Annotated in this window: 21 protein-coding genes; 13 read left to right on the top strand and 8 right to left on the bottom strand. The window is 71.7% G+C overall.

What is annotated here, in order from left to right; genetic code table 11:
• Nucleotides 1-44: 44 nt before the first annotated feature.
• Entirely contained in the window at nt 45-1,067 is a 1,023-nt protein-coding gene (locus tag OIU81_RS06215) for an Rv2578c family radical SAM protein (protein WP_329144663.1), read from the top strand.
• Nucleotides 1,068-1,208: 141 nt separating this feature from the next.
• The gene (locus tag OIU81_RS06220; RefSeq protein WP_329154924.1) at nt 1,209-1,799 is read left to right on the top strand and encodes a GNAT family N-acetyltransferase; all 591 of its coding nucleotides are present in this window, start codon (nt 1,209-1,211) and stop codon (nt 1,797-1,799) included.
• Here OIU81_RS06220 and OIU81_RS06225 read toward each other — a convergent pair.
• Nucleotides 1,715-2,467: a HEAT repeat domain-containing protein gene (locus tag OIU81_RS06225; RefSeq protein WP_329144665.1), complete on the bottom strand. Its 753-nt coding sequence runs from the start codon at nt 2,465-2,467 to the stop codon at nt 1,715-1,717. The genes OIU81_RS06220 and OIU81_RS06225 overlap by 85 nt on opposite strands.
• Nucleotides 2,468-2,857: 390 nt before the next feature.
• On the opposite strand from OIU81_RS06225, the gene OIU81_RS06230 reads away from it, so the two are divergent.
• The 9 genes from OIU81_RS06230 (at nt 2,858) to pssA (ending at nt 13,969) form a co-directional block, all read left to right on the top strand.
• Nucleotides 2,858-4,705 (top strand): 3-hydroxyacyl-CoA dehydrogenase family protein, encoded by a 1,848-nt coding sequence (locus OIU81_RS06230; protein ID WP_329144668.1) that lies wholly within the window; start codon nt 2,858-2,860, stop codon nt 4,703-4,705.
• A 136-nt stretch (nt 4,706-4,841) separates the two neighbouring features.
• On the top strand, nt 4,842-5,642 hold the full coding sequence (locus OIU81_RS06235; protein WP_329144670.1) for a TetR family transcriptional regulator: 801 nt from the start codon (nt 4,842-4,844) through the stop codon (nt 5,640-5,642).
• A gap of 567 nt (nt 5,643-6,209) precedes the next feature.
• The gene (gene ccrA / locus OIU81_RS06240) at nt 6,210-7,547 is read left to right on the top strand and encodes a crotonyl-CoA carboxylase/reductase (RefSeq protein ID WP_329144672.1); all 1,338 of its coding nucleotides are present in this window, start codon (nt 6,210-6,212) and stop codon (nt 7,545-7,547) included.
• A gap of 41 nt (nt 7,548-7,588) precedes the next feature.
• Complete coding sequence (locus OIU81_RS06245) at nt 7,589-9,601, top strand: protein meaA (protein WP_329144674.1); 2,013 nt, start codon at nt 7,589-7,591, stop codon at nt 9,599-9,601.
• On the top strand, nt 9,598-10,569 hold the full coding sequence (locus OIU81_RS06250) for an HpcH/HpaI aldolase/citrate lyase family protein (protein WP_329144677.1): 972 nt from the start codon (nt 9,598-9,600) through the stop codon (nt 10,567-10,569). The genes OIU81_RS06245 and OIU81_RS06250 overlap by 4 nt, the downstream gene beginning before the upstream one ends.
• Nucleotides 10,570-10,574: 5 nt before the next feature.
• The gene (locus OIU81_RS06255; protein WP_129293244.1) at nt 10,575-11,099 is read left to right on the top strand and encodes a MaoC family dehydratase; all 525 of its coding nucleotides are present in this window, start codon (nt 10,575-10,577) and stop codon (nt 11,097-11,099) included.
• 2 nt (nt 11,100-11,101) lie between these two features.
• Entirely contained in the window at nt 11,102-12,307 is a 1,206-nt protein-coding gene (locus OIU81_RS06260) for an acyl-CoA dehydrogenase family protein (RefSeq protein WP_329144683.1), read from the top strand.
• 170 nt (nt 12,308-12,477) lie between these two features.
• Nucleotides 12,478-13,125: a phosphatidylserine decarboxylase gene (locus OIU81_RS06265; protein ID WP_329144685.1), complete on the top strand. Its 648-nt coding sequence runs from the start codon at nt 12,478-12,480 to the stop codon at nt 13,123-13,125.
• The gene (gene pssA / locus OIU81_RS06270; RefSeq protein ID WP_329144687.1) at nt 13,112-13,969 is read left to right on the top strand and encodes a CDP-diacylglycerol--serine O-phosphatidyltransferase; all 858 of its coding nucleotides are present in this window, start codon (nt 13,112-13,114) and stop codon (nt 13,967-13,969) included. The genes OIU81_RS06265 and pssA overlap by 14 nt, the downstream gene beginning before the upstream one ends.
• A 75-nt stretch (nt 13,970-14,044) precedes the next feature.
• Here the strand turns inward: pssA and OIU81_RS06275 are convergent, their stop codons facing one another.
• A complete protein-coding gene (locus OIU81_RS06275; protein ID WP_329154926.1) occupies nt 14,045-15,169 on the bottom strand; it encodes a glycerate kinase in 1,125 nt (374 codons plus the stop codon).
• A gap of 192 nt (nt 15,170-15,361) precedes the next feature.
• Between OIU81_RS06275 and OIU81_RS06280 the strand changes: the two genes are divergently transcribed.
• Together OIU81_RS06280 and OIU81_RS06285 are read left to right on the top strand one after the other, a co-directional pair.
• Nucleotides 15,362-15,865: an NUDIX hydrolase gene (locus OIU81_RS06280; RefSeq protein ID WP_329154928.1), complete on the top strand. Its 504-nt coding sequence runs from the start codon at nt 15,362-15,364 to the stop codon at nt 15,863-15,865.
• Nucleotides 15,866-15,902: 37 nt separating this feature from the next.
• On the top strand, nt 15,903-16,751 hold the full coding sequence (locus OIU81_RS06285; RefSeq protein WP_329144689.1) for a nucleotidyltransferase domain-containing protein: 849 nt from the start codon (nt 15,903-15,905) through the stop codon (nt 16,749-16,751).
• Nucleotides 16,752-16,782: 31 nt separating this feature from the next.
• Here the strand turns inward: OIU81_RS06285 and OIU81_RS06290 are convergent, their stop codons facing one another.
• From OIU81_RS06290 to OIU81_RS06315, 6 genes are all read right to left on the bottom strand, one after another.
• On the bottom strand, nt 16,783-17,322 hold the full coding sequence (locus OIU81_RS06290; RefSeq protein WP_329144691.1) for a methylated-DNA--[protein]-cysteine S-methyltransferase: 540 nt from the start codon (nt 17,320-17,322) through the stop codon (nt 16,783-16,785).
• A gap of 10 nt (nt 17,323-17,332) precedes the next feature.
• The gene (locus OIU81_RS06295; RefSeq protein WP_329154930.1) at nt 17,333-18,805 is read right to left on the bottom strand and encodes an AlkA N-terminal domain-containing protein; all 1,473 of its coding nucleotides are present in this window, start codon (nt 18,803-18,805) and stop codon (nt 17,333-17,335) included.
• 91 nt (nt 18,806-18,896) lie between these two features.
• The gene (locus OIU81_RS06300) at nt 18,897-19,442 is read right to left on the bottom strand and encodes an O-acetyl-ADP-ribose deacetylase (protein ID WP_329144694.1); all 546 of its coding nucleotides are present in this window, start codon (nt 19,440-19,442) and stop codon (nt 18,897-18,899) included.
• A 74-nt stretch (nt 19,443-19,516) separates the two neighbouring features.
• Nucleotides 19,517-21,097, bottom strand: a complete 1,581-nt coding sequence (locus OIU81_RS06305) for an IS1182 family transposase (RefSeq protein WP_329154932.1) — start codon at nt 21,095-21,097, stop codon at nt 19,517-19,519.
• 87 nt (nt 21,098-21,184) lie between these two features.
• Nucleotides 21,185-22,597: a phytoene desaturase family protein gene (locus OIU81_RS06310; protein WP_329144696.1), complete on the bottom strand. Its 1,413-nt coding sequence runs from the start codon at nt 22,595-22,597 to the stop codon at nt 21,185-21,187.
• Nucleotides 22,598-22,646: 49 nt separating this feature from the next.
• Nucleotides 22,647-23,480, bottom strand: coding sequence for an inositol monophosphatase family protein (locus tag OIU81_RS06315; RefSeq protein ID WP_329144698.1), 834 nt, complete (start codon nt 23,478-23,480; stop codon nt 22,647-22,649).
• Nucleotides 23,481-23,618 lie beyond the last annotated feature (138 nt).

Below are 23,618 nucleotides of genomic sequence, written 5' to 3' on the forward strand. Positions count from 1 at the left end.
TATTATTGCCACGGGGGGCTCGGCAGGATCCAGAAGGAGGCCCGATGCGCTGGGACAATCTCGGCGACAGCCCGTCCGCACTGTTCGGTACGGAGGTCGTGAGCCGGACCGTCGACACCCCCGAATTCCGCGGGATCACCTTCCATGAGGTACACGCCCGCTCGCTCGTGAACCGGGTCCCGGGCGCCTCCCGGATGCCGTTCGAATGGACCGTGAATCCCTACCGCGGCTGCAGCCACGCCTGTGTGTACTGCTTCGCGCGCAAGACGCACAGCTATCTCGACCTGGACACCGGGCAGGGCTTCGACTCCCAGATCGTGGTGAAGGTCAACGCGCCCGCGCTGCTGCGGCGTGAGCTGGCCGCCCGCCGCTGGCGCGGCGAGCACATAGCGATGGGCACCAACGTCGACTGTTATCAGCGCGCGGAGGGCCGCTACGCCCTGATGCCCGGCATCCTCGAGGCGCTGCGCGACCACGCCAACCCCTTCTCGATCCTCACCAAGGGCACCCTCATCCTCCGCGACCTGACGCTGCTCCAGCAGGCCGCCGCGGTCACCGACATCGGCATCTCCGTCTCCGTCGGCTTCCTCGACCGCGAGCTGTGGCGCACGGTCGAGCCCGGCACCCCCGCCCCGGAACGCCGCCTGGAGGTGGTGCGGACCCTCACCGCGCACGGCATCGGCTGCGGGGTGCTGATGGCGCCGGTGATCCCGTTCCTCGGGGACGCGCCGGAGCAGCTGCGGGCCACGGTGCGCGCCGTCGCGGAGGCCGGCGCCGGCTCCGTGACCCCCCTCGTACTGCATCTGCGGCCCGGCGCCCGCGAGTGGTTCATGGCCTGGCTGGGGCACCACCACCCGCACCTCGTGCGGCGCTACGAGACGATGTACGCCGACGGCGCCTACGCCCCGACGTGGTACCAGCGCCGGATCACCCGTCAGGTCCACGAACTCGCCACGGAGTACGGCATCGGCCCCGGCCGGACCCGCCGGCTCCCGCCACCGCCGGATCCCGGCCCGGCACCGGCCGCCGGCACCCCGCCGGAGCCGACCCAGCTGACGCTGCTCTGAGCGGCCGGGCGGCGCAGCGGCTCGACGCAGGGCCGCCGGTGGGCCGGAAAAGTCCTTGACGGGACTCCTAGCCTCTCGGACATGGACAGGTCTTGTGGACGGACGGCGGACCCGCTCCGGCACGCCGTACGGATAAGGGAGATGACCGCGGCCGACGTCGACGCGGTCTCGGCGGTGCGGGTCCGCGGCTGGCAGCACGCGTATCGGGGGCTGATGCCCCAGGCGTATCTGGACGCGATGAGCGTGGCGGCGGATGCCGGGCGGCGGCGGGCGTGGTTCGGCCGCCGGACGACGGAGGTGTCGGATCTGGTGGCCGAACGCGACGGCGAGGTCATCGGCTGGGCCTCGGTCGGACCGGCCCGCGACCCCGATATCGCCCCGGGCGCCGAGGAGTTGCCCGCACCCCGGCCGACCGCGGGCGAGCTGCTCGCGCTCTATGTGGCGCCGGACCTGATCGGCACCGGCGTCGGGCGCGCCCTGCTGGCCGCCGGCACGGCCGACGCACGGGCGAAGGGGTTTGACACGCTGTATCTGTGGGTGGTGCGCGGCAACACCCTCGCCCGCCGCTTCTACGAGCGGGCCGGCTTCATGCCGGACGGCGCGGAGGAGTCCCACGAGGTGGGCGGCCGCAGCGTCCCGGAGCTGCGCTACCGGCGCCGGCTCACGCCGGAGTCCGCGCCGCCGGAGTCCGCCCGCCCGGCGCCCGGCCCGGCCCCCTGCTCCGGATCCTGACCCCGGCCCGGCCCGCCGTCCGCGCGGCCCCCACTCCTGCCGTCCGGCCCGGCTGGTGCCGCCGCCTCCTCGTGCACCCCCAGCCGCGCCAGTGACGCCGCGGCGGCGGCCGCCAGCCGCGGATGGGCGACGGCGGCGGTGAGGGCGGGGACGGCGCGCCGGTCGCCCAGCGCGCCCAGGCCCTCGACGCAGGCGAGCGCCACCCGCCAGTAGGGGGTGTGCGGGGTCAGCAGCCGCTCCAGGGTCGCGATCAGCGCCGGGACGGACTGCGGCGCACGGAGCTCGGCGAGCAGCCGGACCGGGTGCAGGGCGTAGGCGGTGCGCAGCGGGTTGGTGGCCAGCGCGGCCGCGGCGCGGGCGGTACGGGGATCGCCGAGCCGGGCCAGGGCGTGAGCGGCGGTGGCGCAGCGCACCGGGTCGCGGTAGTTCAGTAACAGCACGAGCGTCTCGAAGGCCCGCTTGTCGCCGGCGCAGCCCAGGATGAAGGCGGCGATCTCCCTGGCCCACAGCGGACGTTCGACGGCGACCAGCATCCGGGCCAGTTCCTCGCGGCCGGCCGGAGTGTTCTTGCGGGCCAGCCCCAGCAGCCGTTCATAGGCGACCAGATCCTGCGGGGAGCGGAGCTCGGCCCGCACCCGGTCCGTCAACTCGTGGAATTCGTCTTCCATTTGCCGCTCCCCTCCCGCCGGTCCGCCCCGGTTCTCGCGGCGTGACCTGCACCACAGACTAATGACCCACGCCACCCCTGGCGCTCTGGTTACTCACGGGTTAACCTGCTGGAACGAGCAGCACCCCTGCTCGGGCGGCCTGGTGACGCAGCCGCCACAGAGTGAAGTCGGTTCGGCACAGCACGACAACAGCACGGAGAAGCACGGCACGGCCCCGGGACAGGGCCCGCCGCCTCTCCCCCACCGCCGGCGCTGCCCGCAGCGCTGCGGCTCCTCGCGGCTCCCCGCCGCCTTCTGCCGCTGCGCGCCGCCAGGCAGCGGGGCCGCGCGGATACCCCTCAGTCGTCACTTCTCCCCTGCGCTCAGGGGAACACCCTCAGGAGTCTCGCGATGGACCCTCAGTCCACCCCTGATCTCTCAACCCCCGCCTCCTCCCTGCCCCTTTCGACCGTCGCCGTCGTCGGCCTGGGCACCATGGGCACCGGCATCGCCGAGGTCCTGGCCCGTGCCGGCCGCGAGGTCATCGGGATCGACACCGACGAAGCCGCCGCGCGGCAGGCCGTCGCCGCCCTCGAAGGTGCCACCGCCCGTGCGGTGGCGCGTGAGCGGATCACGGAGCGGGAGCGCCAGGACATCCTGGCCCGGTTCCGCACCTTCACCGATCTGCAGGCCGCCGCGGACGCCGATCTCGTCATCGAGGTCGTGCCCGAGGACTACGAGCTCAAGCGGCAGGTCTTCGCCGGGCTGGACGCCGTGGTGCGGGCCGACACCATCCTGGCCACCGGCACCAACGCGCTCTCGGTGACCCGGCTGGCCGCCGACTCCCAGCGCCCCGAGCGGGTGCTCGGTGTGCACTTCTTCAACCCCGCACCGGCCATGAAGCTGGTCGAGGTGGTCTCCTCCGTCCTCACCGCGCCGACCGCGGTCACGGCCGTCACCGAACTCGCCCGTGACCTGGGCAAGGACCCGATCGCGGTGGGTGACCGCCCCGGCTTCGTCGCCGACGGCCTGCTGTTCGGCTACCTGAACCAGGCCGCGGCGATGTACGAGGCCAAATACGCCACCCGCGAGGACATCGACGCCGCGATGCGGCTCGGCTGCGGCCTGCCCATGGGCCCGCTGGCCCTGCTCGACCTGATCGGCGTGGACACCGCCCGGACGGTCCTGGAGGCGATGTACGCCGATTCCCAGGACCGGCTGCACGCCCCGGCACCGATCCTGGGCCAGCTGACCGAGGCGGGGCTGACCGGCCGCAAGGCGGGCCGTGGCTTCTACACGTACGAGGCCCCGGGCTGGGGGCACCTCCCAGCGGTAGCTGGGGGAGCCACGGTCGTGCCGGACGCGGAGAGCCCGGCGTCCGCCGACGAACTCTCCGCCGGGCGCACGGTCAGCAGCGTCGGCGTGGCCGGTTCCGGGACGATGGCCAGCGGTATCGCCGAGGTCTTCGCCAAGGCGGGCTACAAGGTCGTGCTGGCCGCCCGCAGCCTGGAGAAGGCGGAGACGGCGAAGGCCAGGATCGCCAAGTCCTTGGCCCGTTCCGTGGACAAGGGCCGGATGAGCGCCGAGGCCCGGGACACCACCCTGGCGTCGATCACCCCGGCCGGGGCGCTCGATGCGTTCGCGGACGTCGATCTGGCGGTCGAGGCGGTGGCCGAGGACCTGGCGGTCAAGCAGGAGCTGTTCCGGACGCTGGACAAGGTCTGCAAGCCGGGTGCCGTCCTGGCGACCACCACCTCCTCGCTGCCGGTCGTGGCCTGCGCCCGTGCCACCTCGCGCCCCGAGGACGTCATCGGGATGCACTTCTTCAACCCGGCGCCCGCCATGAAGCTGGTGGAGGTGGTCCGTACGGTCCTGACGGCCGACGACGTCCACGCCACCGTGCGGGCGGTCTGCGCCAAGGTCCGCAAGCACCCCGTGGACTGCGGCGACCGGGCCGGATTCATCGTGAACGCGCTGCTGTTCCCGTACCTGAACAACGCGATCAAGATGGTCGAGGAGCACTACGCGTCGCTGGACGACATCGACGCCGCCATGAAGCTCGGCGGCGGCTACCCGATGGGCCCGTTCGAACTCCTCGACGTGGTCGGCCTGGACGTGTCCCTGGCCATCGAGAAGGTGCTGCACGCCGAGTTCCGCGACCCCGGGCTGGCCCCGTCGGCGCTGCTGGAGCACCTCGTCGCGGCCGGCTGCCTCGGCCGCAAGACCGGCCGCGGCTTTCGTGAGTACGCCCGGCGCTGACGCCTGGCGGCACCCCGGCGACGCCGGGGGAGGGTGGGGTGGACTGCTGGAACCGGACGGCGGTTCACCCCCGCTCACCGGGGCGAAGGCACCACCTCATGCCGCAGGCCGCGTAAATATGCAGTACCGTCCCCACATGTCCCAGCCCGCTCGCCCGCAGCCGTCCGACACGTCCGAGACCGTCACTCCCGGCACCCGCCGCGCGGCGGCACAACGGCTCAAAATGCGCCGTGAATTGTCGGCGGCGGCGATGGAGCTGTTCGCGACCAAGGGCTACGAGGCGACGACGGTCGACGAGATCGCGGCCGCCGCGGGCGTCGCCCGGCGCACCTTCTTCCGCCACTTCCGTTCCAAGGAAGAGGCGATCTTCCCCGACCACGACGACACCCTCGTCCGCGCGGAGGCCGTCCTGGACGCCGCTCCCCCGCACGAGAACCCCCTCGACACGGTCTGCCGTGGCATCAAGGAGGTCATGCGGATGTACGCGGCCTCCCCGGCCGTGTCCGTGGCCCGCTACCACCTGACCCGCGAGGTACCCACCCTCCGGGAGGCGGAGATCGCGTCGGTGGCCCGCTACGAGCGGCTGTTCACCCGCTATCTGCTGGGCCACTTCGACGAGGGCGCCCACCGCGAGGGCGACGACGACCCGCTGCTCGCCGAGGTCGCCGCGTCCGCCGTGGTCACCGCGCACAACCACGTACTGCGGCGCTGGCTGCGGGCCGATGCCCAGGGCGATGTCGAGGCCCAGCTGGACCATGCCTTCGCGATCGTCCGGGAGACCTTCGGCGCCGGCATCGGCGCCGGGCGCACCGGCGGGGAGCAGTCCCCGGCGGCCGTCTCGCGGGAGGGCGAGGTGCTGGTGGCGGTGGCGCGTACGGACGCCCCGCTGGACGAGGTCATGCGCACCATCCGCAAGGCGCTCACCGAGCGGAAGTAGCAGAAGTAACGGTCCTCCGCCCGCATCGGGCGGGATCGCGGCCCGGCAGCAGTCCCGGCCCGGCCGGGCCGGGCCGCGACACGGATGGCCTAACCCCTCCCCTGCGCACTCTGCGCAGTTTTCTGCTTCCCTTGTGTCACTTCCAGGCCTCCCATCGGCCCTCTTTCGCTCATGCGTGCCGTCCAGATGACATCTGAGAGAAATTCTTGGCACTCAGTGTCTTGTCGACTGGCACGCGGTGTCATACGTTGAAGTTGTCCGGGCGGCCGGCGTGCAGCGAACCCACGCACGCCGGCTGTCCCACCAGCCCTACGTGGCTGCCCGCCCGGACGCCTGCGTCACAGGCACCCCCCAGCAGCTGCTGGGAACCGCGCTCACCACAGCGCTGCCAGGCACCGCGCCCGACGGCTCTGCGACTCAGCAGAGGCGGCGGAACGGCGCCGACCCGGCCGAACCGACGGCACCACCTCCGCATCACCCCGACGTTCCCCCAAACCGTTCCCTCAACGGTTCCCCAGGCTCTCCACTCCGGTCGAGCAGGGGAGGCCCAACCGCCGGAGGCACCCCGTGAACGAAATCCTGGACGCAATCCTCGCGCCTGACACCACCAGCGCCGACTTCGCCGCGCTGAGCATCCCCGAGTCCTACCGCGCGGTGACCGTGCACAAGGACGAGGTCGAGATGTTCGCCGGCCTGACCACCAAGGAGAAGGACCCCCGTAAGTCACTGCACCTCGAGGACGTGGCGGTGCCCGAACTGGGCCCCGGCGAGGCGCTGGTGGCCGTGATGGCCTCCTCCGTGAACTACAACTCCGTGTGGACCTCGATCTTCGAGCCGATGTCGACGTTCGGGTTCCTGGAGCGCTACGGCAAGCTCTCCCCGCTCACCAAGCGGCACGACCTGCCGTACCACGTCATCGGCTCGGACCTGGCCGGTGTGGTCCTGCGCACCGGGCCCGGCGTCAACGCCTGGGGCCCCGGTGACGAGGTCGTCGCGCACTGCCTGTCCGTGGAGCTGGAGTCCTCCGACGGCCACAACGACACGATGCTCGACCCCGAGCAGCGCATCTGGGGCTTCGAGACCAACTTCGGCGGTCTGGCCGAGATCGCGCTGGTCAAGTCCAACCAGCTGATGCCCAAGCCGAAGCACCTGAGCTGGGAGGAGGCGGCGGCGCCCGGTCTGGTCAACTCGACCGCCTACCGCCAGCTGGTCTCGCAGAACGGCGCCGGCATGAAGCAGGGCGACAACGTCCTGATCTGGGGCGCCAGCGGCGGACTCGGCTCGTACGCGACGCAGTTCGCGCTGGCCGGCGGCGCCAACCCGATCTGCGTGGTCTCCAGCGACAAGAAGGCCGAGATCTGCCGCGCCATGGGCGCCGAGGCGATCATCGACCGCAACGCCGAGGACTACCGGTTCTGGAAGGACGAGCACACCCAGGACCCCAAGGAGTGGAAGCGCTTCGGCAAGCGCATCCGCGAGCTGACCGGCGGCGAGGACGTGGACATCGTCTTCGAGCACCCCGGCCGCGAGACCTTCGGCGCCTCCGTCTACGTGACGCGCAAGGGCGGCACCATCGTCACCTGCGCCTCGACCTCCGGCTACAACCACGAGTACGACAACCGCTACCTGTGGATGTCGCTGAAGCGGATCGTCGGCTCGCACTTCGCCAACTACCGCGAGGCGTGGGAGGCCAACCGCCTGATCGCCAAGGGCAAGATCCACCCGACCCTGTCGAAGACGTACACCCTCGAAGAGACCGGCCAGGCGGCGTACGACGTGCACCGCAACCTCCACCAGGGCAAGGTCGGCGTGCTGGCGCTGGCCCCCGAGGAGGGCATGGGCGTGCGGGACGAGGAAATGCGCGCCAAGCACCTCGACGCCATCAACCGCTTCCGGAACGTCTGAGACCCCTCGGATATTCGGAACCACGAGGATACGGGTCTGATATGACTGAGCGTCAGAAGGATCGTCCGTGGCTGATGCGGACCTACGCCGGCCACTCCACCGCCGAGGCGTCCAACGAGCTGTACCGGCGCAACCTCGCCAAGGGCCAGACCGGCCTGTCGGTCGCGTTCGACCTCCCGACGCAGACCGGATACGACCCCGACCACGTCCTCGCCCGCGGCGAGGTCGGCCGGGTCGGGGTCCCGGTCTCCCACCTCGGTGACATGCGCCGTCTGTTCCAGGACATCCCCCTGGACCGGATGAACACCTCGATGACCATCAACGCCACGGCCATGTGGCTGCTGGCGCTGTACGAAGTGGTCGCCGAGGAGCAGGGCGCCGACATCGCCAAGCTGTCGGGGACGACGCAGAACGACATCGTCAAGGAGTACCTCTCGCGCGGGACGCACGTCTTCCCGCCGGGACCCTCCCTGCGGCTGACCACCGACATGATCACGTACACGGTGGCGCACCTCCCCAAGTGGAACCCGATCAACATCTGCAGCTACCACCTGCAGGAAGCGGGCGCCACGCCGGTCCAGGAGATCGCCTACGCGATGTCCACCGCCATCGCGGTGCTGGACGCGGTGCGCGACTCCGGGCAGGTGCCGCCGGAGCGGTTCGGCGATGTCGTGGCCCGTATCTCGTTCTTCGTGAACGCCGGTGTCCGGTTCGTCGAGGAGATGTGCAAGATGCGCGCCTTCGGCCGCATCTGGGACAAGATCACCCGTGAGCGCTACGGCATCGAGAACGAGAAGCAGCGCCGGTTCCGCTACGGCGTCCAGGTCAACTCGCTCGGCCTGACCGAGGCGCAGCCGGAGAACAACGTCCAGCGGATCGTGCTGGAGATGCTGGCCGTCACGCTCTCCAAGGACGCCCGCGCCCGGGCCGTCCAGCTCCCGGCCTGGAACGAGGCGCTGGGGCTGCCGCGGCCCTGGGACCAGCAGTGGTCGCTGCGCATCCAGCAGGTGCTGGCGCACGAGAGCGATCTGCTGGAGTACGAGGACATCTTCGCCGGCTCGCACGTCATCGAGGCCAAGGTGGACGCCCTGGTCACCGAGTGCCTCGCCGAGATCGAGCGGATCCAGGAGATGGGCGGCGCGATGGCCGCCGTGGAGTCCGGCTACCTCAAGTCGCAGCTGGTCTCCGCGCACGCCGAGCGGCGGGCCCGGATAGAGGCCGGCGAGGAGAAGATCGTCGGCGTCAACTGCTACGAGGGCACCGAGCCCAACCCGCTCACCGCCGATCTCGACACGGCCATCATGACCGTCGACCCGGCCAACGAGGCGCGGGTCGTCCGGGCGCTGCACGACTGGCGGGACAACCGCGACGAGGGGCGCGCCCAGGAGTCGCTGTCGGTCCTGAAGAAAACCGCGGCCGGTGACGGCAACCTCTTCGCGGCCACCGTGGAGTGCGCCCGTGCCGGGGTGACGACCGGTGAGTGGGCCTGGGCGCTGCGGGACGTCTTCGGCGAGTTCCGGGCCCCCACCGGCGTCTCCAGCGCCCCGCTGGCGGTCGCCGCCGAGGACGGCAGTCCGCTCGCCGCGGTCCGCGAGAAGGTCGCCAAGACCGCCGCCGAGCTCGGCAGCGGCAAGCTGCGGCTGCTGGTCGGCAAGCCCGGCCTGGACGGGCACAGCAACGGCGCCGAGCAGATCGCCGTACGGGCCCGGGACGCCGGCTTCGAGGTGATCTACCAGGGCATCCGGCTCACCCCCGAGCAGATCGTCTCGGCCGCGGTCGCCGAGGACGTGCACTGCGTCGGACTGTCGATCCTCTCCGGCTCGCACGCCGAGCTGGTGCCGGACGTGCTGGCCCGGCTGCGCCGCACCGGCGTCGACGACATGCCGGTCATCGTCGGCGGCATCATTCCCTCCGCCGACGCAACCGCGCTGCGGGAGGCCGGAGTGGCGGCGGTCTTCACCCCCAAGGACTTCGGTATTACGGAGATCATCGGCCGTATCGTCGACGAGATCCGGAAAGCGAACCGGCTCGACCCACTGGAGGTCCCCGCATGACCCAGGCGAACCGCCCGTCCGGCGGCCGGCCGCGCCGCTCCTGCCTCGCGGTCCCCGGCAGCAACCCGCGCTTCCTGGAGAAGGCTCAGGGGCTCCCGGCCGACCAGGTCTTCCTGGACCTGGAGGACGCCTGCGCGCCGCTCGCCAAGGAAGGCGCCCGGCACCACATCGTCGAGGCGCTGAACGAGGGCGACTGGACCGGCAAGACACGGGTCGTACGGGTCAACGACTGGACCACGCACTGGACGTACCGGGACGTCATCACGGTCGTCGAGGGCGCGGGCCAGAATCTCGACTGCATCATGCTCCCGAAGGTCCAGGACGCCCAGCAGATCGTGGCGCTGGACCTGCTGCTGACGCAGATCGAGAAGACCATGGGCTTCGAGGCCGGCCGGATCGGCATCGAGGCCCAGATCGAGAACGCCAAGGGTCTGGTGAACGTCGACGCCATCGCCGGCGCCTCGCCCCGGCTGGAGACCATCATCTTCGGCCCGGCCGACTTCATGGCGTCGATCAACATGAAGTCGCTGGTGGTCGGCGAGCAGCCGCCCGGCTATGGGGCGGACGCCTATCACTACATTCTGATGCGCATTCTGATGGCGGCCCGCACCTACGATCTGCAGGCGATCGACGGGCCGTACCTTCAGATCAAGAACGTTGACGGTTATCGCGAGGTCGCCGGCCGGGCCGCCGCCCTCGGGTTCGACGGCAAGTGGGTGCTGCACCCCGGTCAGGTCGAGGCCGCCAATGAGGTGTTCTCCCCGTCGCAGGAGGACTACGACCACGCCGAGCTGATCCTGGACGCCTACGAGTGGCACACCTCGGAGGCGGGCGGGGCCAAGGGTTCCGCGATGCTCGGCGACGAGATGATCGACGAGGCGAGCCGGAAGATGGCGCTGGTCGTCGCCGGCAAGGGCCGGGCCGCCGGCATGATCCGCACGTCCAAGTTCGAGGCCCCGGAGGCATAAGCACCATGCAGTTCGGCCGTACCTATGAAGAGTTCACCGTCGGCGATGTGTACAAGCACTGGCCCGGAAAAACCGTCACCGAATACGACGACCACCTCTTCTGTCTGCTCACCATGAATCACCACCCGCTGCACATGGACAGCAACTATGCGGAGCAGACCACCGACTTCGGCAAGAACGTCGTCGTCGGCAATTACATCTACTCCCTGCTGCTGGGCATGTCGGTGCCCGATGTCTCCGGAAAGGCCATCGCCAATCTGGAGATCGAGTCGCTGAAGCATGTGGCACCCACCTTCCACGGCGACACGCTCTACGGCGAGACGACCGTGCTCGACAAGACACCGTCGAAGTCCAAGTCCGACCGCGGCATCGTGTACGTCGAGACCAAGGGCTACAAGCAGGACGGCACCCTGGTCTGCGTCTTCCGGCGCAAGGTCATGGTCCCCACCGCCACCTACATCAAGGAGCGCGGCGGCGAGCAGCCCGGCCGCCCGGAGCTGCAGGCCCCGACGGCCAAGAAGGAGAAGTAGCCATGACCCGTCTCGCGCAGACCGAGGGCCTGACCGACATCCAGCGGGAAATCCTCTCCACCGTCCGCGACTTCGTGGACAAGGAGATCCTGCCGGTCGCCACGGAGCTGGAGCACCGCGACGAATACCCGTCGCAGATCGTCGAGGGCCTGAAGGAACTCGGCGTGTTCGGCCTGATGATTCCCGAGGAGTACGGCGGGCTGGGTGAGTCCCTGCTCACCTACGCGCTGACCGTCGAGGAAATCGCCCGCGGCTGGATGAGCGTCTCGGGCATCATCAACACGCACTTCATCGTGGCGTACATGCTCAAGCAGCACGGTACGCAGGAGCAGAAGGACTACTTCCTGCCGAAGATGGCGGCCGGTGAAATCCGGGGCGCCTTCTCGATGTCGGAGCCGGCGCTCGGCTCGGACGTGTCGGCGATCTCCTCCAAGGGCGTGCGGGAGGGCGACGAGTACGTCCTCAACGGCCAGAAGATGTGGCTCACCAACGGCGGCACCTCGACGCTGGTCGCGGTGCTGTGCCGGACGGACGAGGGCCACCCGGAGGGCACCGCCCCGCACAAGTCGATGACGACCTTCCTCGTGGAGAAGGAGGCCGGCTTCGGCGAGGTGCGGCCGGGCCTGACCATCCCGGGCAAGATCGACAAGATGGGCTACAAGGGCGTCGACACCACCGAACTGATCATGGACGGGCTGCGGATCCCGGCCGATCGGGTGCTCGGCGGCGAAAGCGGACGTGGCTTCTATCACATGATGGACGGCGTCGAGGTCGGCCGGGTCAATGTGGCCGCGCGCGGATGCGGCGTCGCCCAGCGCGCGTTCGAACTGGGTGTCTCCTACGCCCAGCAGCGACACACCTTCGGCAAGCCGATCGCCCAGCACCAGGCCATTCAGTTCAAACTGGCGGAAATGGCAACAAAGGTCGAAGCGGCCCATGCAATGATGGTGAATGCCGCTCGCAAAAAGGACTCGGGGCAGCGAAACGACCTCGAGGCGGGCATGGCGAAGTACCTGGCCTCCGAGTACTGCAAGGAGGTGGTGGAAGACGCGTTCCGTATCCACGGCGGCTACGGCTTCTCGAAGGAGTACGAGATCGAGCGCCTCTACCGCGAGGCCCCGATGCTCCTGATCGGTGAAGGTACCGCCGAGATCCAGAAAATGATCATCGGCCGACGGCTACTCGAGGAGTACCGGATCCAGGGGTGAACGTCCCGTTTGGAGTGCTTTGGTCTAGACGAAGATCACACCCCGTCATCGTTCTTCGGCCACGGATTGGCTCTGGCTCTTGGCCAGTTGCCGCTCGTAACCGATAGCATCCCCGGAAAGCCGCCGTCCCCCGTATCCATACGCGGCATCCTCCGCTACGAAGGTCATCCATGCCCCACAGCCAATCCTCTGCACCACGCGGTCGCGTCCGCCTCGCGCGCGGAGCGTCGCCGTGGCTCCTGCCGACCGTTGCCACCGCGGCGGTCAGCCTCGCCCGGTCCCGCCGGTCGGGTCGCTGGGCCGCTGTTGCCGTGCCCACCACCGCACTGGCGGCGGGCATGCTGTGGTTCTTCCGCGACCCCGAGCGGGAGATCGCTCAGGGCCGTGTCATCTCCCCGGCCGACGGCGTGGTGCAGAGCATCATGCCGTGGAAGGACGGGCGCACCCGTGTCGCGATCTTCATGAGCCCGCTGAACGTCCACGTCAACCGCGCGCCGCTGGCCGGCACGGTGACGTCCGTGGAGCACATCCCCGGCGGGTTCGTCCCGGCGTTCAACAAGGAGAGCGAGAACAACGAGCGGGTCGTCTGGCACTTCGACACCGAGCTCGGCGACATCGAGATGGTGCAGATCGCCGGCGCGGTGGCCCGCCGAATCGTCCCCTACGTGCCCGAGCGCACCAAGGTCGAGCAGGGTGAGCGGATCGGCCTGATCCGCTTCGGCTCGCGCGTCGATGTCTACCTCCCGGAAGGCGTCGAGGCCGCGGTCGAGGTCGGCCAGGCCACCACCGCGGGGGTGACTCGCCTTGACCGTGATTGATCCCGAGACACAGGCAGGCTGGGCGCCCGAGACCGACGAGGACGACGACATGCCGCTGTCCACGCGGCTGTCAATAGCGGACACCCTCACCCTCGGCAACGCCATCTGCGGCTTCATGGCCGTGTACTTCACCACCACCGGCGTCCTCATCCCGCATCTGACGGGCACCGAGGACGGCGGGATGGCCCGTCACAGCGCGGCGATGGCCGTGATCCTGATGCTGTTCGCCTCGGTCTTCGACCTCTTCGACGGACTGGTGGCGCGCAAGCTGCGGGCCTCGGCGATGGGGGCCGAGCTCGACAACCTCTCCGACCTGATCAGCTTCGGGCTGGCGCCCGCGTACTTCGTCGTGACCTGGGGCATGGTCGCCCAGGACGCGCACCAGCGGGTGTCGGTGGTGGCCGCGGTCGTGGTGCTGCTGGCGGTGGTGCTCCGGCTTGCACGGTTCTCCTGCGTCACACTGCGTGACGGCATCTTCCAGGGCATGCCGAGCCCGTTCGGCGCCCTGACCGTCGTCGCCATCGTGCTGCTGGAGCTGCCGTTCGTGCCGACGCTGCTGGCGATCATCGGGGTGGCCTGGCTGATGGTGAGCCGGGTCGAGTACCCGAAGCCGCGGGGGCGGCTCGCGGTGGCGATGCTCAGCTGGATCGTGCTCAGCATGGGCATGCTCGCGGCCTGGGCGCTGGACGCCCCCGGCGGTCAGCTGCTGCTGCAGACCGGCTGCGCCCTGCAGGTGGTCATGGGCGCGATGATCCCGCTGTTCGCGACGGCCCGGAGGGTGAACACCTTCCGCGACAACCGCCGCGAATCGCGCGCCGAGTCGCGCGCCGCACAGCTCCCGTAACGGAGCACCGAAGGACACACGGGAGCCCCGGGCGAATGATTCGCCCGGGGCTCCCGTCGTGGTGCGGCGGCTGTCTCAGACCAGGAAGTCGCGCGCCAGGCGCTCGGCCGCCCGCTCCAGCAGCGGCCCCGCCTGGGCCATGCAGCGGGCCGGATCGGGCTCCAGATCCGTCAGCGCGTAGGCACGCCGGATGCCGGCCGCCCGCAGGGCCTCGGGCGGCAGCTGGAGCCGGCCGCAGACCGCGGCCACGTCCAGACCGGCCGCGCGGGCCGCCGCGGCGACCCCGGCCGGCGCCTTGCCGTGCAGCGTCTGGGCGTCGAGCGAGCCCTCACCCGTGATCACGAAACCGGCTCCGGCCAGCGCCGGGGCGAAGCCCAGGACGTCGAGCATCACGTCGATGCCCGGCCGGAACTCGGCGTCCAGACCGACCAGCGCGCCGTAGCCGATCCCGCCCGCGGCGCCCGCGCCCGGTGCCAGGGCCGCTTCCGCGGCTCGCGGGCCGGCCGCCCGCGCCAGCACCTCGGCGTAGTGCGCCAGAGCGGCGTCCAGGGTGGCCACGTCCGCCTCGCTCGCCCCCTTCTGCGGGCCGTAGACCGCCGGGGCGCCCTTCGGGCCGGTGAGCGGGTTGTCGACGTCGCTGGCCAGCACGATCCGGGTCGCGGCCAGCCGGGGGTCCAGGCCGGACAGATCGGCGGTGGCCAGCTCGCGCAGCGGGCCGCCGCCGGGGGCGACCGGCTCGCCGTCCGCGTCCAGGAGGCGGGCGCCCAGCGCCGTGAGCATCCCCGCGCCGCCATCGGTCGTGGCGCTGCCGCCGACGCCGAAGACGAGCGAGGTCGCGCCCGCGTCGAGTGCGGCGCGCAGCAGCTCGCCGGTGCCGTACGTGCTCGCCGTCAGGGGCGCGAAGACGCCGGCGGGGAGGTGCTGGAGCCCGGAGGCCTCCGCCATCTCCACCACGGCCGTGCCGTCGTCGCGCAGCGCGAAGGTGGCCGTCACCGGGCTGCCGGTCGGGCCGGTGACCCGGGCCTCGTGACGGGTGAAGCCGGCCGCGAGGGCGGCCGCCACCGTGCCGTCGCCACCGTCCGCGACCGGGACGGCGACCACGTCCAGGTCGGGGATCACGCGCCGGAGACCGGCCGTGACGTGCTCGGCGACCTCGACGGCCGTGAGCGAGCCCTTGAACTTGTCCGCGGCGATCAGCACATATGCCGATGCTGTCCTTGCTGCGTCCGCCACCGTGTTTCCCCTTGCTTTCGAGCTGGCAGTCGCGCCGCTGTGACCTTATCCGCCGGGCCGCCCGGCGAACAGGGCACGCCGGTCGCGGTGCCGCGCGGGCGCCCGGCCCGCGGTCTCGAGGTACCGCCGGTCAGGCCGTAGGCTCACGCCGTGACGACCATGGACTACGCCTCCTACATCGCCGGCCTGCCCCGTGTCCTCGCGGGCGCGGGCGTCATCTTCCGTGACGCGGAGGGCCGCCTCCTGCTGGTGGAGCCCAACTACCGCGACACCTGGATCCTGCCGGGCGGCACCGTCGAGTCGGACCGGGGCGAATCGCCCCGCCAGGCCGCCCGCCGCGAGACCGCCGAGGAGATCGGTCTGGACATCGAGCCGGGCCCGCTGCTCGCCGTCGACTGGGTACGCGGCACGGGCCGGCCGCCGCTGGTGTCGTACCTCTACGACGGCGGGGTGCTGGACGCCGGCCGGTTCGCGGCGATCCGGCTGCAGCACGAGGAGCTGCTGTCCTGGCGCCTGGTGCACTGGGACGAGGCCCAGACGCTGGTGAACCGGGAGCTGGCACTGCGCATCGGCGCCGCCCTGAAGGCCCTCGCGGACGGCCGCGGCCCGGCGGAGCTGGAGGACGGGGTGCCGCCGGCCGTGGCCGGCGGACCGAAGAATTGAGGTGAAGTCGGGCCCGTGGCGCCCGTACCGTGCCGCCATGGAAGAGATCGCCGCCAGGCTCGCGCAGGTGCCAGGGGTCGTCGGGGTGATGCTCGGGGGAAGCCGGGCCCGCGGGACCCAGCGGCCGGACTCCGACTGGGATCTGGGGGTCTACTACCGCGGCGAGCCGGATCTGACCGCGCTGGCGACGCTGGCCGCGGAGCTGACCGGCGGCCCCGTCGAGGTGTATCCGCCCGGTGCCTGGGGTGCGTGGGTCAACGGCGGGGCCTGGCTGGTGCTGCCCGACGGCAGCCACGTGGACTGGATCCTGCGGGACACCGACCGGGTGTGGCGGGTGTGGGAGGAGTGCCGCGCGGGCCGCTTCGAGATCGGCGTCCAGGCCGGTCATCCGCTCGGCTTCTGGTCCCCCGCCTATCCGGGCGAGGCGGCGCTGGGCCGGGTGCTCGCCGACACCGACGGGGAACTGGCCCGTCTGCGACAGGAGACCCGGCAGTACCCGGACGCCCTGCGCACGGCGCTGACCGGCGCCGCGGTCTGGGACGCGGGGTTCTCGGCGGCGATGGCGGCCAAGTCGTACCCGGCCCGGGACGTGCTGCACGCCTCGCTGTGCCTCTCCCGCGCCGTCGGCGGCCTCGTCCAGGCCCTGCACGCCCACCACGGCGTCTGGTGTCTCAGCGAGAAGGGCGCCCTCGCGGCGGCCGCGGCGCTCCCGCGGACGCCGCCCGGTTTCGGCCCTCGCGCCACCGGCCTGCTCGCCCGACTCGGCGGCACACAGGAGGAGTTGGCGCACTCCCTGCGGGAGGCGGAGCGACTGGTGGACGAGGTGCGGGAGGTCGTGGGGGCGGAGGGGCCCGCCGAGCAGCCGGCCGCCGGATCGGACGGGTAGCCACTCGGGCGGGTAGCCGTTCGGGCGGCCCCTAGAGCGTGGCCGGGAAGAGGGCCTCGTCCGTCCGCTCGAAGGCGAGCAGGCGGCGCTTGCGGTCCAGGCCGCCGCCGTAGCCGGTGAGGCTGCCGTCGGCGCCGACGACGCGATGGCAGGGGACGATGATGCCGACCGGGTTGCGCCCGTTGGCCAGGCCGACCGCGCGGGCCGCGGTGGGGACACCGAGCGCCTCGGCGAGCTGCCCGTACGAGCGGGTCTCACCGTACGGGATGCCGCACAGCGCCGCCCAGACGCGGCGCTGGAAGGGGGTGCCGCGCAGCGCGAGCGGCAGGTCGAAGGTGGTCAACTCGCCACGGAAATAGGCCCGGAGCTGCGCGATGGCCACGGCGAACGGCGGTGCGCCGGGGTCCGCCGGGGCGCCGAAGCTCTCCTGAGGCGGGCGGTGGCGCTGCTCGGTCATGTAGAGGCCGGTGAGGGCGGTCCCGGCGGCGACCAGGGTGAGCGGCCCCACCGGGGTGTCGTCCAGGACGGTGTGGGTGAGCGGGGCGCCGGGTTCGGCGGTGTGCACGGTCATGGCGGGGGACTCAGTTCGTCGGGAGGCGGTTGATGGGGTGGTCGTCGGTCGCCCAGAGGTACTGGACGGCGTAGGCGCGCCAGGGACGCCAGAGCGCGGCGTGCCGGACGAGGGCGGCGGGGGTGGCCGGCAGGCCGAGGCCGGCGGCCGCGCGGCGCAGTCCGAGGTCGGTGGGGGTGAAGGCGTCGGGGTCGCCGAGCGCACGCATGGCGATGCATTCGACGGTCCAGGGGCCGATGCCCGGGAGCGCCGCGAGCTGTGCGCGGGCCGCGTCACGGTCGCTGCCGACGCCCAGTTGCAGCGTGCCGGAGCCGAGGGCGGCGATGACGCCGGTGAGGGTGGCCCGGCGGGTGCGGGGCATCGCCAGTGACTCCGGGTCCAGTGCGGCGAGCGCGGCGGGCAACGGGAAGAGGTGGCTGAGACCGCCGCCCGGGTCGTCGACGCGCTCGCCGTGCGCACGGACCAGCCGTCCGGCATGGGTGCGGGCCGCCGCGGTGGAGACCTGCTGGCCCAGGACGGCGCGGAGAGCGAACTCGTCGGCGTCGACGGTGCGCGGGACCCGGCGGCCGGGCGCCTTGTCGACGAGCGGAGCCAGTCGCGGGTCCTCGTGCAGCAGCCCGTCGACGGCCTCCGGGTCCGCGTCGAGGTCGAGCATCCGGCGGCAGCGGGCGATGGCGCCGGCCAGATCCCGCAGGTCGGTGAGGGACAGCCGGCAGTCGATGTGGTCGGGGCGGGGCGCGAGAGCCACGATGCCGTGGCCGTAGGGCAGGCGCAGAGTGCGGCGGTAGGCGCCGTCCCGCCACTCCTCGACGCCGGGGACGGCGGTCGCCGCGAGGTGCCCGAAGAGGTTGTCGGGGTTCAGCGGCTGTCGGAAGGGCAGCCGCAGCGCCAGGGTGCCGGGCGCCGCCGTACGGGGGCCGGGCCGCGCGCGCTGACGGAGCTCCGTCGGGGACAGCGCGAAGACCTCCCGCACGGTCTCGTTGAAGGTGCGGATGCTGGCGAATCCGGCGGCGAAGGCGACCTCGGCCATCGGCAGTGCGGTGGTCTCCACCAGCAGCCGGGCGGTCTGTGCGCGCTGGGCGCGGGCCAGGGCCAGCGGTCCGGCCCCCAGCTCGGCGAGCAGCTGCCGTTCGATCTGCCGGGTGCTGTAGCCGAGCCGGGCGGCGAGGCCGGGGACGCCCTCGCGGTCGACGATGCCGTCGGCGATCAGCCGCATGGCGCGGGCGACCAGATCGGCCCGCTCGTCCCATTGCGGGGACCCGGGGCTGGCATCCGGCCGGCACCGCTTGCAGGCCCGGAATCCGGCCTGCTGGGCGGCGGCCGCGCTGGGGTAGAAGCGCATGTTCTCCGGCTTGGGCGGCACCACCGGACAGCTGGGGCGGCAGTAGATTCGGGTGGTGAGCACCGCCGTGTAGAACCACCCGTCGAAGCGGGCGTCCTTGGACTGCACGGCGCGCACGCAGCGCTCGGTGTCGGTGTGCATGCCCTCAAGGATTCCCCAGTCGGCGCCCTCCGGCTGGCGAGAATCCGACATGGAGGTCGGAGCACCCGGGACCCTCGATGATCACCGCACGTCAGCGGCCGGTCTCCGTCAGGGCCGCCTCGTACGCCTCCCGTGCCTGGTCGTCGAACACGACGAAGCGGATCTCGTCGAAGGCGTCGGGGGCCTCGGCGACCGCGGCACGCACGGTGGTGACCGCGGTGCGTGCGCCGTCGGCGAGCGGCCAGCGGTAGATGCCGGTGGAGATCGCCGGGAAGGCGACCGTCCGCGCGCCCAGTTCGCCGGCCACCCGCAGGGATGCGCGATAGCAGGAGGCGAGCAGGTGGCTGCGGTCCGCGCTGCCGGAGTGCACCGGCCCGACCGTGTGAACGACCCAGCGCGCCGGCAGCCGGCCGGCCGTGGTGGCGACGGCCTGGCCGGTGGGCAGGCCGCGGCCGTATTGGCCGTCGCGCAGCGCGCGGCACTCGGCCAGGATCTCGGGGCCGCCGCGCCGGTGGATCGCGCCGTCCACTCCCCCGCCCCCGAGGAGCGAGGAGTTGGCCGCGTTGACCACGGCGTCCACGGCCTGTTCGGTGATATCGCCCTGGACGACGGTGAGAGAGGTACGGGGGGTGTTCATGGCGTCCCACCCTAGAAGACTCATGAAGATCTTGCTGAGGGGTCGTTCGGCCGCAGGCCGGGCGGCCCCTCCGGCTATGTGCTGGCCGGGGCGAGGTGCCAGGTTCCGTTGGTTCGGTTGAGTCCGAGGTTGATCAGTCGGCGAAGGTTGAGGGCGGCTGCTCGGGTGTGGAGCCAGGTGTCGTTCTTGATGGTGCCGCGGTAGCGGAGTTTGCGGTTGCCGTGGTGGACGAGCCAGGCGACGGCACGTTCGACCGGTGGTCTCCAGCGCCGGTAGTCGGCCTGCCAGTCGGGATCGGTGGCGGCCTGCTGGCGGGCGGCGGCGAGCAGATCGTGGTGCGGACGGATGGTCAGGATCCGCCCGGCCTTGGCCTTGGTGCACCGCTCACGAAGGGGGCATCCGGCGCACACGTCCTTGAACCAGGCTTTGCGCTGGTGGTACTGCCCGGCGGGAGCGGATAAAGGGACGGTGTGTCCGGCGGGGCAGGTCACGGTGGCGGCGACGGTGTCGATGACGAAGTCGTCGAGGGTGAAGCCGCCAGGGACGGCGGGCCGCAGCGGTGCGGGTTTGAGGAACAGCCGGTGACCGGCGGTTTCGAGGCTGTGGCGGGCGTCACCTGTGGAGTAGGCGGTGTCACCGAAGGCGTCAACGGGCTCGTCCTCGTCGGTGAGCAGGTCGATTCCGACCATCGCCTCGTGGTGCTCGGGACCGGCTCCGGGCCGCAGGGCGACGGCGGTGTATAACCCGGTCTCGGGCTCAATGGCGAGGTGGGCCTTGAAGCCGTCCTGCTGGTGGGTGCGGGTCTTGTGCACGTGCCGGGCTTCGGGGTCGACAGTGGAGACCATCCGGTTCTGTGCGGTGCCTTGGGTGATGCGCCAGCGCCCGTCGCGGCCGTCGGAGTCCTCGGCGGGCTCCACGTCCTGGCCCGCGACCAGGGCCAGGATGCCGACCGCGTTCGCGGCCTTCTCGCCGAGCTGCTGCTCGGGCAGGTGGCCCAGCAGCCGCAGCGCGTCACCGACCAGGGCGTCGACCAGGTCGGCACGGGCCTGCTCGTCGTTCCAGGCGATCCTCGGCTTGCCCGGGTCGTTGTAGTCGTGCGCGGTGCAGTGCACCGCGACCACCTCGCCGGCCCCGGGGACGTCCCGGATCACCGCCCGGATGGCGGCGATGATCTGGGTGACGGTGTCCTGGGTGGCCACCGCGTCATCCAGCACGGTGGAATCCAGCGCCCGGCGGTGCTTGCCCTTGAGGACACCGGTGGCCTTCACGACCTCCCGCACAGCCTCGAACACCCGGTTCGGCCGGGCGGAACGGGCCAGCCGGCGGCGGAAGTAGGCCAGCAACGACGGATCGAACGCCATGTCATGAAGGCCCAGTCCGCAGGCTGCCTTCCACCTCAGGTCGCACCGCAGTTCCTGGACCGTCTCGAAGTCCGACAGCCCGTGCAGGGCCTGCAGCGTGATCGCCGAGGCCAGGATCTGCGGCGGCATACTCGGCCGCCCGTTCGCCGACGGGTACATGTCCGCGAACATCTCCGCTTCGAACAGCGTGCTGCGATGCTCGGCCAGGAAAGCGAACACACTCCCCGCCGGGATCAAATCCCGGCAGGTCTCCCACACATCCGGCCCGACCGTCTCCCCGGCCCATTCCCCCATCACCACAACAAGCAGTCTGGCCCCGCCGCTCACGCGGCGGGGCCAGAACTCCAAGATCTTCATGAGTCTTCTAGGCCGTGTCCGCCGTCAGCGGCGGTGTCCGCGCAGCCGCCGCCAGACCGACTTGGCGGCGTAGTGGCCGGACATGCCGTGGACGCCGGGGCCGGGCGGGGTGGCCTGCGAGCAGAGGAAGACGGCGGGGTGCGCGGTCTCGTACGGGACGCGGGCGAGCTTGGGGCGGATGAGCAGCCGCAGGCCGGCCGCGGAGCCGGTGGCGGTGTCGCCGCCCACGTAATTGGCGTTACGGGCGGCGAGTTGCGGCGGGCCGGCCACCGCGCGCGCCAGGACCAGGTCGCGGAAGCCGGGTGCGAAACGCTCGATCTGCCGCTCGACGACCTCGGTGGCGTCGCCCTCCCAGCCGTGGGGGACATGGCCGTACGCCCAGAACGTGTGCTTGCCCTCGGGGGCGCGGGTGGGGTCGATCAGGCTGGGCTGAGCGGTGATCAGGAAGGGGCGGGACGGGTCCTGGCCGTATGTGGCGGCGTTCAGCGCGGCGGCGATCTCACCGCTGGTGGGGCCGATGTGGACGGTGCCGGCGCGGCGGGCCGCCGCGGCCGTCCACGGCACCGGGCCCGAGAGCGCGTAGTCGACCTTGAAGACGCTGGGGCCGTACTTCACGTCGCGGTAGGCGTTGCCCAGGCCGGCGATCCGGGCGAGCGCGGTCGGTGAGGTGTCGAAGACGTACGCCCGGGCCGGCGGCAGGTCGTCCAGCCGCTTGACCTCGAAGTCGGTGTGCACCGCACCGCCATGGGCGCGCAGCAGCCCGGCGAGGGCGTCGGAGATGGCCTGGGAGCCGCCGCGGGCCACCGGCCAGCCGTGGGCGTGGGCGGCGAGCGCGAACATCAGGGCCATGCCGGAGGTCCCGAAGCCGCCGAGCGGGGCGTTGGCGTGCGCGCCGAGCCCGGCCAGCAGCGCACGGGCCTTCTCGTCCTGGAAGCGGCGGTTGAGCAGGGTGACCGGCTGCATCGCGACCAGGCCGAAGCGGGCGTAGGTCAGCGGGTCCTGGGGCAGGCCGAGCCACTGGGTGCGCAGGAAGTCATGGGCCATCGTCTCCCACTTGCCGACGAAGGGCGCGACGAGCCTGCGGTAGGTGCCGGCGTCGCGCGGCCCGAAGGACATGGCGGTCTCACCGACGCAGTGGGCGAGCACGGCGGCCGTGCCGTCCGGGAAGGGGTGCGCCATCGGGAGGTCGGGGTGCAGCCATTCCAGGCCGTGGCGCGCCAGCGGCATGGCGGCGAAGGCGGGTGAGCCCGCGCCCGTGGGGTGCACCGCCGAGCAGGGGTCGTGGCGGAAACCGGGGAGGGTCAGCTCCTCGGTGCGGGCACCGCCGCCGATGGTGTCGCAGGCCTCGAAGACCTCCACGGACATGCCCCGGCGGGCGAGTTCGGCCGCGGCCGTCAGGCCGTTGGGGCCCGCCCCGATCACCACGGCATCAAGCATCCTCGGCACCTGCGCCACTCCCCTCACGTCCGATCCTCATCGGCGAGGATCAGTTGGCGGCTGCCAGCAGTCCGAGGATACGCCGCGCCGTTTCGGCGTCCCGCGCCGCAGTGAAGGGCAGTGCGTTGCCGCCCTCGATCCGGAAGGGCTGCCCGGCAACCGTGCCGCTCGTGCCGCCCGCCTCCTGGACCAGCAGCAGCCCGGCGGCGTGATCCCAGGCGTTTTCCCAGCTGAAGGCGATGGCGTCGAGCTCGCCGCGGGCTATGTGCAGATACTCCAGGCCCGCCGAGCCGCAGGGCCGCGGGGCGATACCGGCGGTGTCCAGGGTGGCGAGCACCCGCTTCTGGTCGTCGTCGGTGAAGTCGTAGTGGGAGGTGGCGACATCGAGGACGGCGCCCGGCGCGGGGCTGCCGGTGTGCAGCGGTGTGCCGTTCAGCTCGGCGCCGGCGCCGCGGCGGGCGACGGCCAGCAGGCCGAGCGCGGGGGCGTACGTCCACGACGCGAGCACCTCGCCGCGGTGGGCGAGCGCGACGAGCGTGGCGAAGCCGGGGTCGCCGTGCACGAACTGGCGGGTGCCGTCGACCGGGTCGACGATCCAGACGGGGGCGTCGCCGTGCAGCGCGTCGAGCACGGTGGGGTCGGCGTGCACCGCCTCCTCGCCGACCACCCGGGAGCCGGGCAGCAGGTCCGTCAGAGCGGCGGTGAGCTGCTCCTCGGCGCGGCGGTCGGCGACCGTGACGAGGTCGTGCGGGCCGTTCTTCTCGACGATGTCCTCGGCGGCGAGCTGGCGGAAGCGCGGCATGATCTCGTCGGCAGCGGCGCGGCGGACGGCGGCCTCGACGGCGGCCAGGTCCAGGCCCGACAGGTCCGGCGACAGGGTCATGGCAACAGCGTCGGTGATATCCGTGGTATCTCCCGAATCATGAGTACGAATTGGCTCGATCATGCATCCATCGAACCATGAGCCACTGACACGGCGGCTGGACCGCAGGTGAACTCCGGATGCCGCGGAGGGCACGGC

The organism is Streptomyces sp. NBC_01454 (assembly GCF_036227565.1).
Lineage (GTDB): Bacteria > Actinomycetota > Actinomycetes > Streptomycetales > Streptomycetaceae > Streptomyces.

Coding starts and splice junctions, on each gene's coding strand:
- OIU81_RS06260 (WP_329144683.1), top strand. CDS start 11,102: ATGACCCGTCTCGCGCAGACCGAGGGCCTGACCGACATCCAGCGGGAA.
- OIU81_RS06255 (WP_129293244.1), top strand. CDS start 10,575: ATGCAGTTCGGCCGTACCTATGAAGAGTTCACCGTCGGCGATGTGTAC.
- OIU81_RS06295 (WP_329154930.1), bottom strand. CDS start 18,805: ATGCACACCGACACCGAGCGCTGCGTGCGCGCCGTGCAGTCCAAGGAC.
- OIU81_RS06280 (WP_329154928.1), top strand. CDS start 15,362: ATGGACTACGCCTCCTACATCGCCGGCCTGCCCCGTGTCCTCGCGGGC.
- OIU81_RS06225 (WP_329144665.1), bottom strand. CDS start 2,467: ATGGAAGACGAATTCCACGAGTTGACGGACCGGGTGCGGGCCGAGCTC.
- OIU81_RS06265 (WP_329144685.1), top strand. CDS start 12,478: ATGCCCCACAGCCAATCCTCTGCACCACGCGGTCGCGTCCGCCTCGCG.
- OIU81_RS06250 (WP_329144677.1), top strand. CDS start 9,598: ATGACCCAGGCGAACCGCCCGTCCGGCGGCCGGCCGCGCCGCTCCTGC.
- OIU81_RS06230 (WP_329144668.1), top strand. CDS start 2,858: ATGGACCCTCAGTCCACCCCTGATCTCTCAACCCCCGCCTCCTCCCTG.
- OIU81_RS06315 (WP_329144698.1), bottom strand. CDS start 23,480: ATGACCCTGTCGCCGGACCTGTCGGGCCTGGACCTGGCCGCCGTCGAG.
- OIU81_RS06220 (WP_329154924.1), top strand. CDS start 1,209: ATGACCGCGGCCGACGTCGACGCGGTCTCGGCGGTGCGGGTCCGCGGC.
- OIU81_RS06305 (WP_329154932.1), bottom strand. CDS start 21,097: ATGGGGGAATGGGCCGGGGAGACGGTCGGGCCGGATGTGTGGGAGACC.
- OIU81_RS06285 (WP_329144689.1), top strand. CDS start 15,903: ATGGAAGAGATCGCCGCCAGGCTCGCGCAGGTGCCAGGGGTCGTCGGG.
- OIU81_RS06215 (WP_329144663.1), top strand. CDS start 45: ATGCGCTGGGACAATCTCGGCGACAGCCCGTCCGCACTGTTCGGTACG.
- OIU81_RS06310 (WP_329144696.1), bottom strand. CDS start 22,597: ATGCTTGATGCCGTGGTGATCGGGGCGGGCCCCAACGGCCTGACGGCC.
- OIU81_RS06245 (WP_329144674.1), top strand. CDS start 7,589: ATGACTGAGCGTCAGAAGGATCGTCCGTGGCTGATGCGGACCTACGCC.
- OIU81_RS06235 (WP_329144670.1), top strand. CDS start 4,842: ATGTCCCAGCCCGCTCGCCCGCAGCCGTCCGACACGTCCGAGACCGTC.
- OIU81_RS06290 (WP_329144691.1), bottom strand. CDS start 17,322: ATGACCGTGCACACCGCCGAACCCGGCGCCCCGCTCACCCACACCGTC.
- OIU81_RS06300 (WP_329144694.1), bottom strand. CDS start 19,442: ATGAACACCCCCCGTACCTCTCTCACCGTCGTCCAGGGCGATATCACC.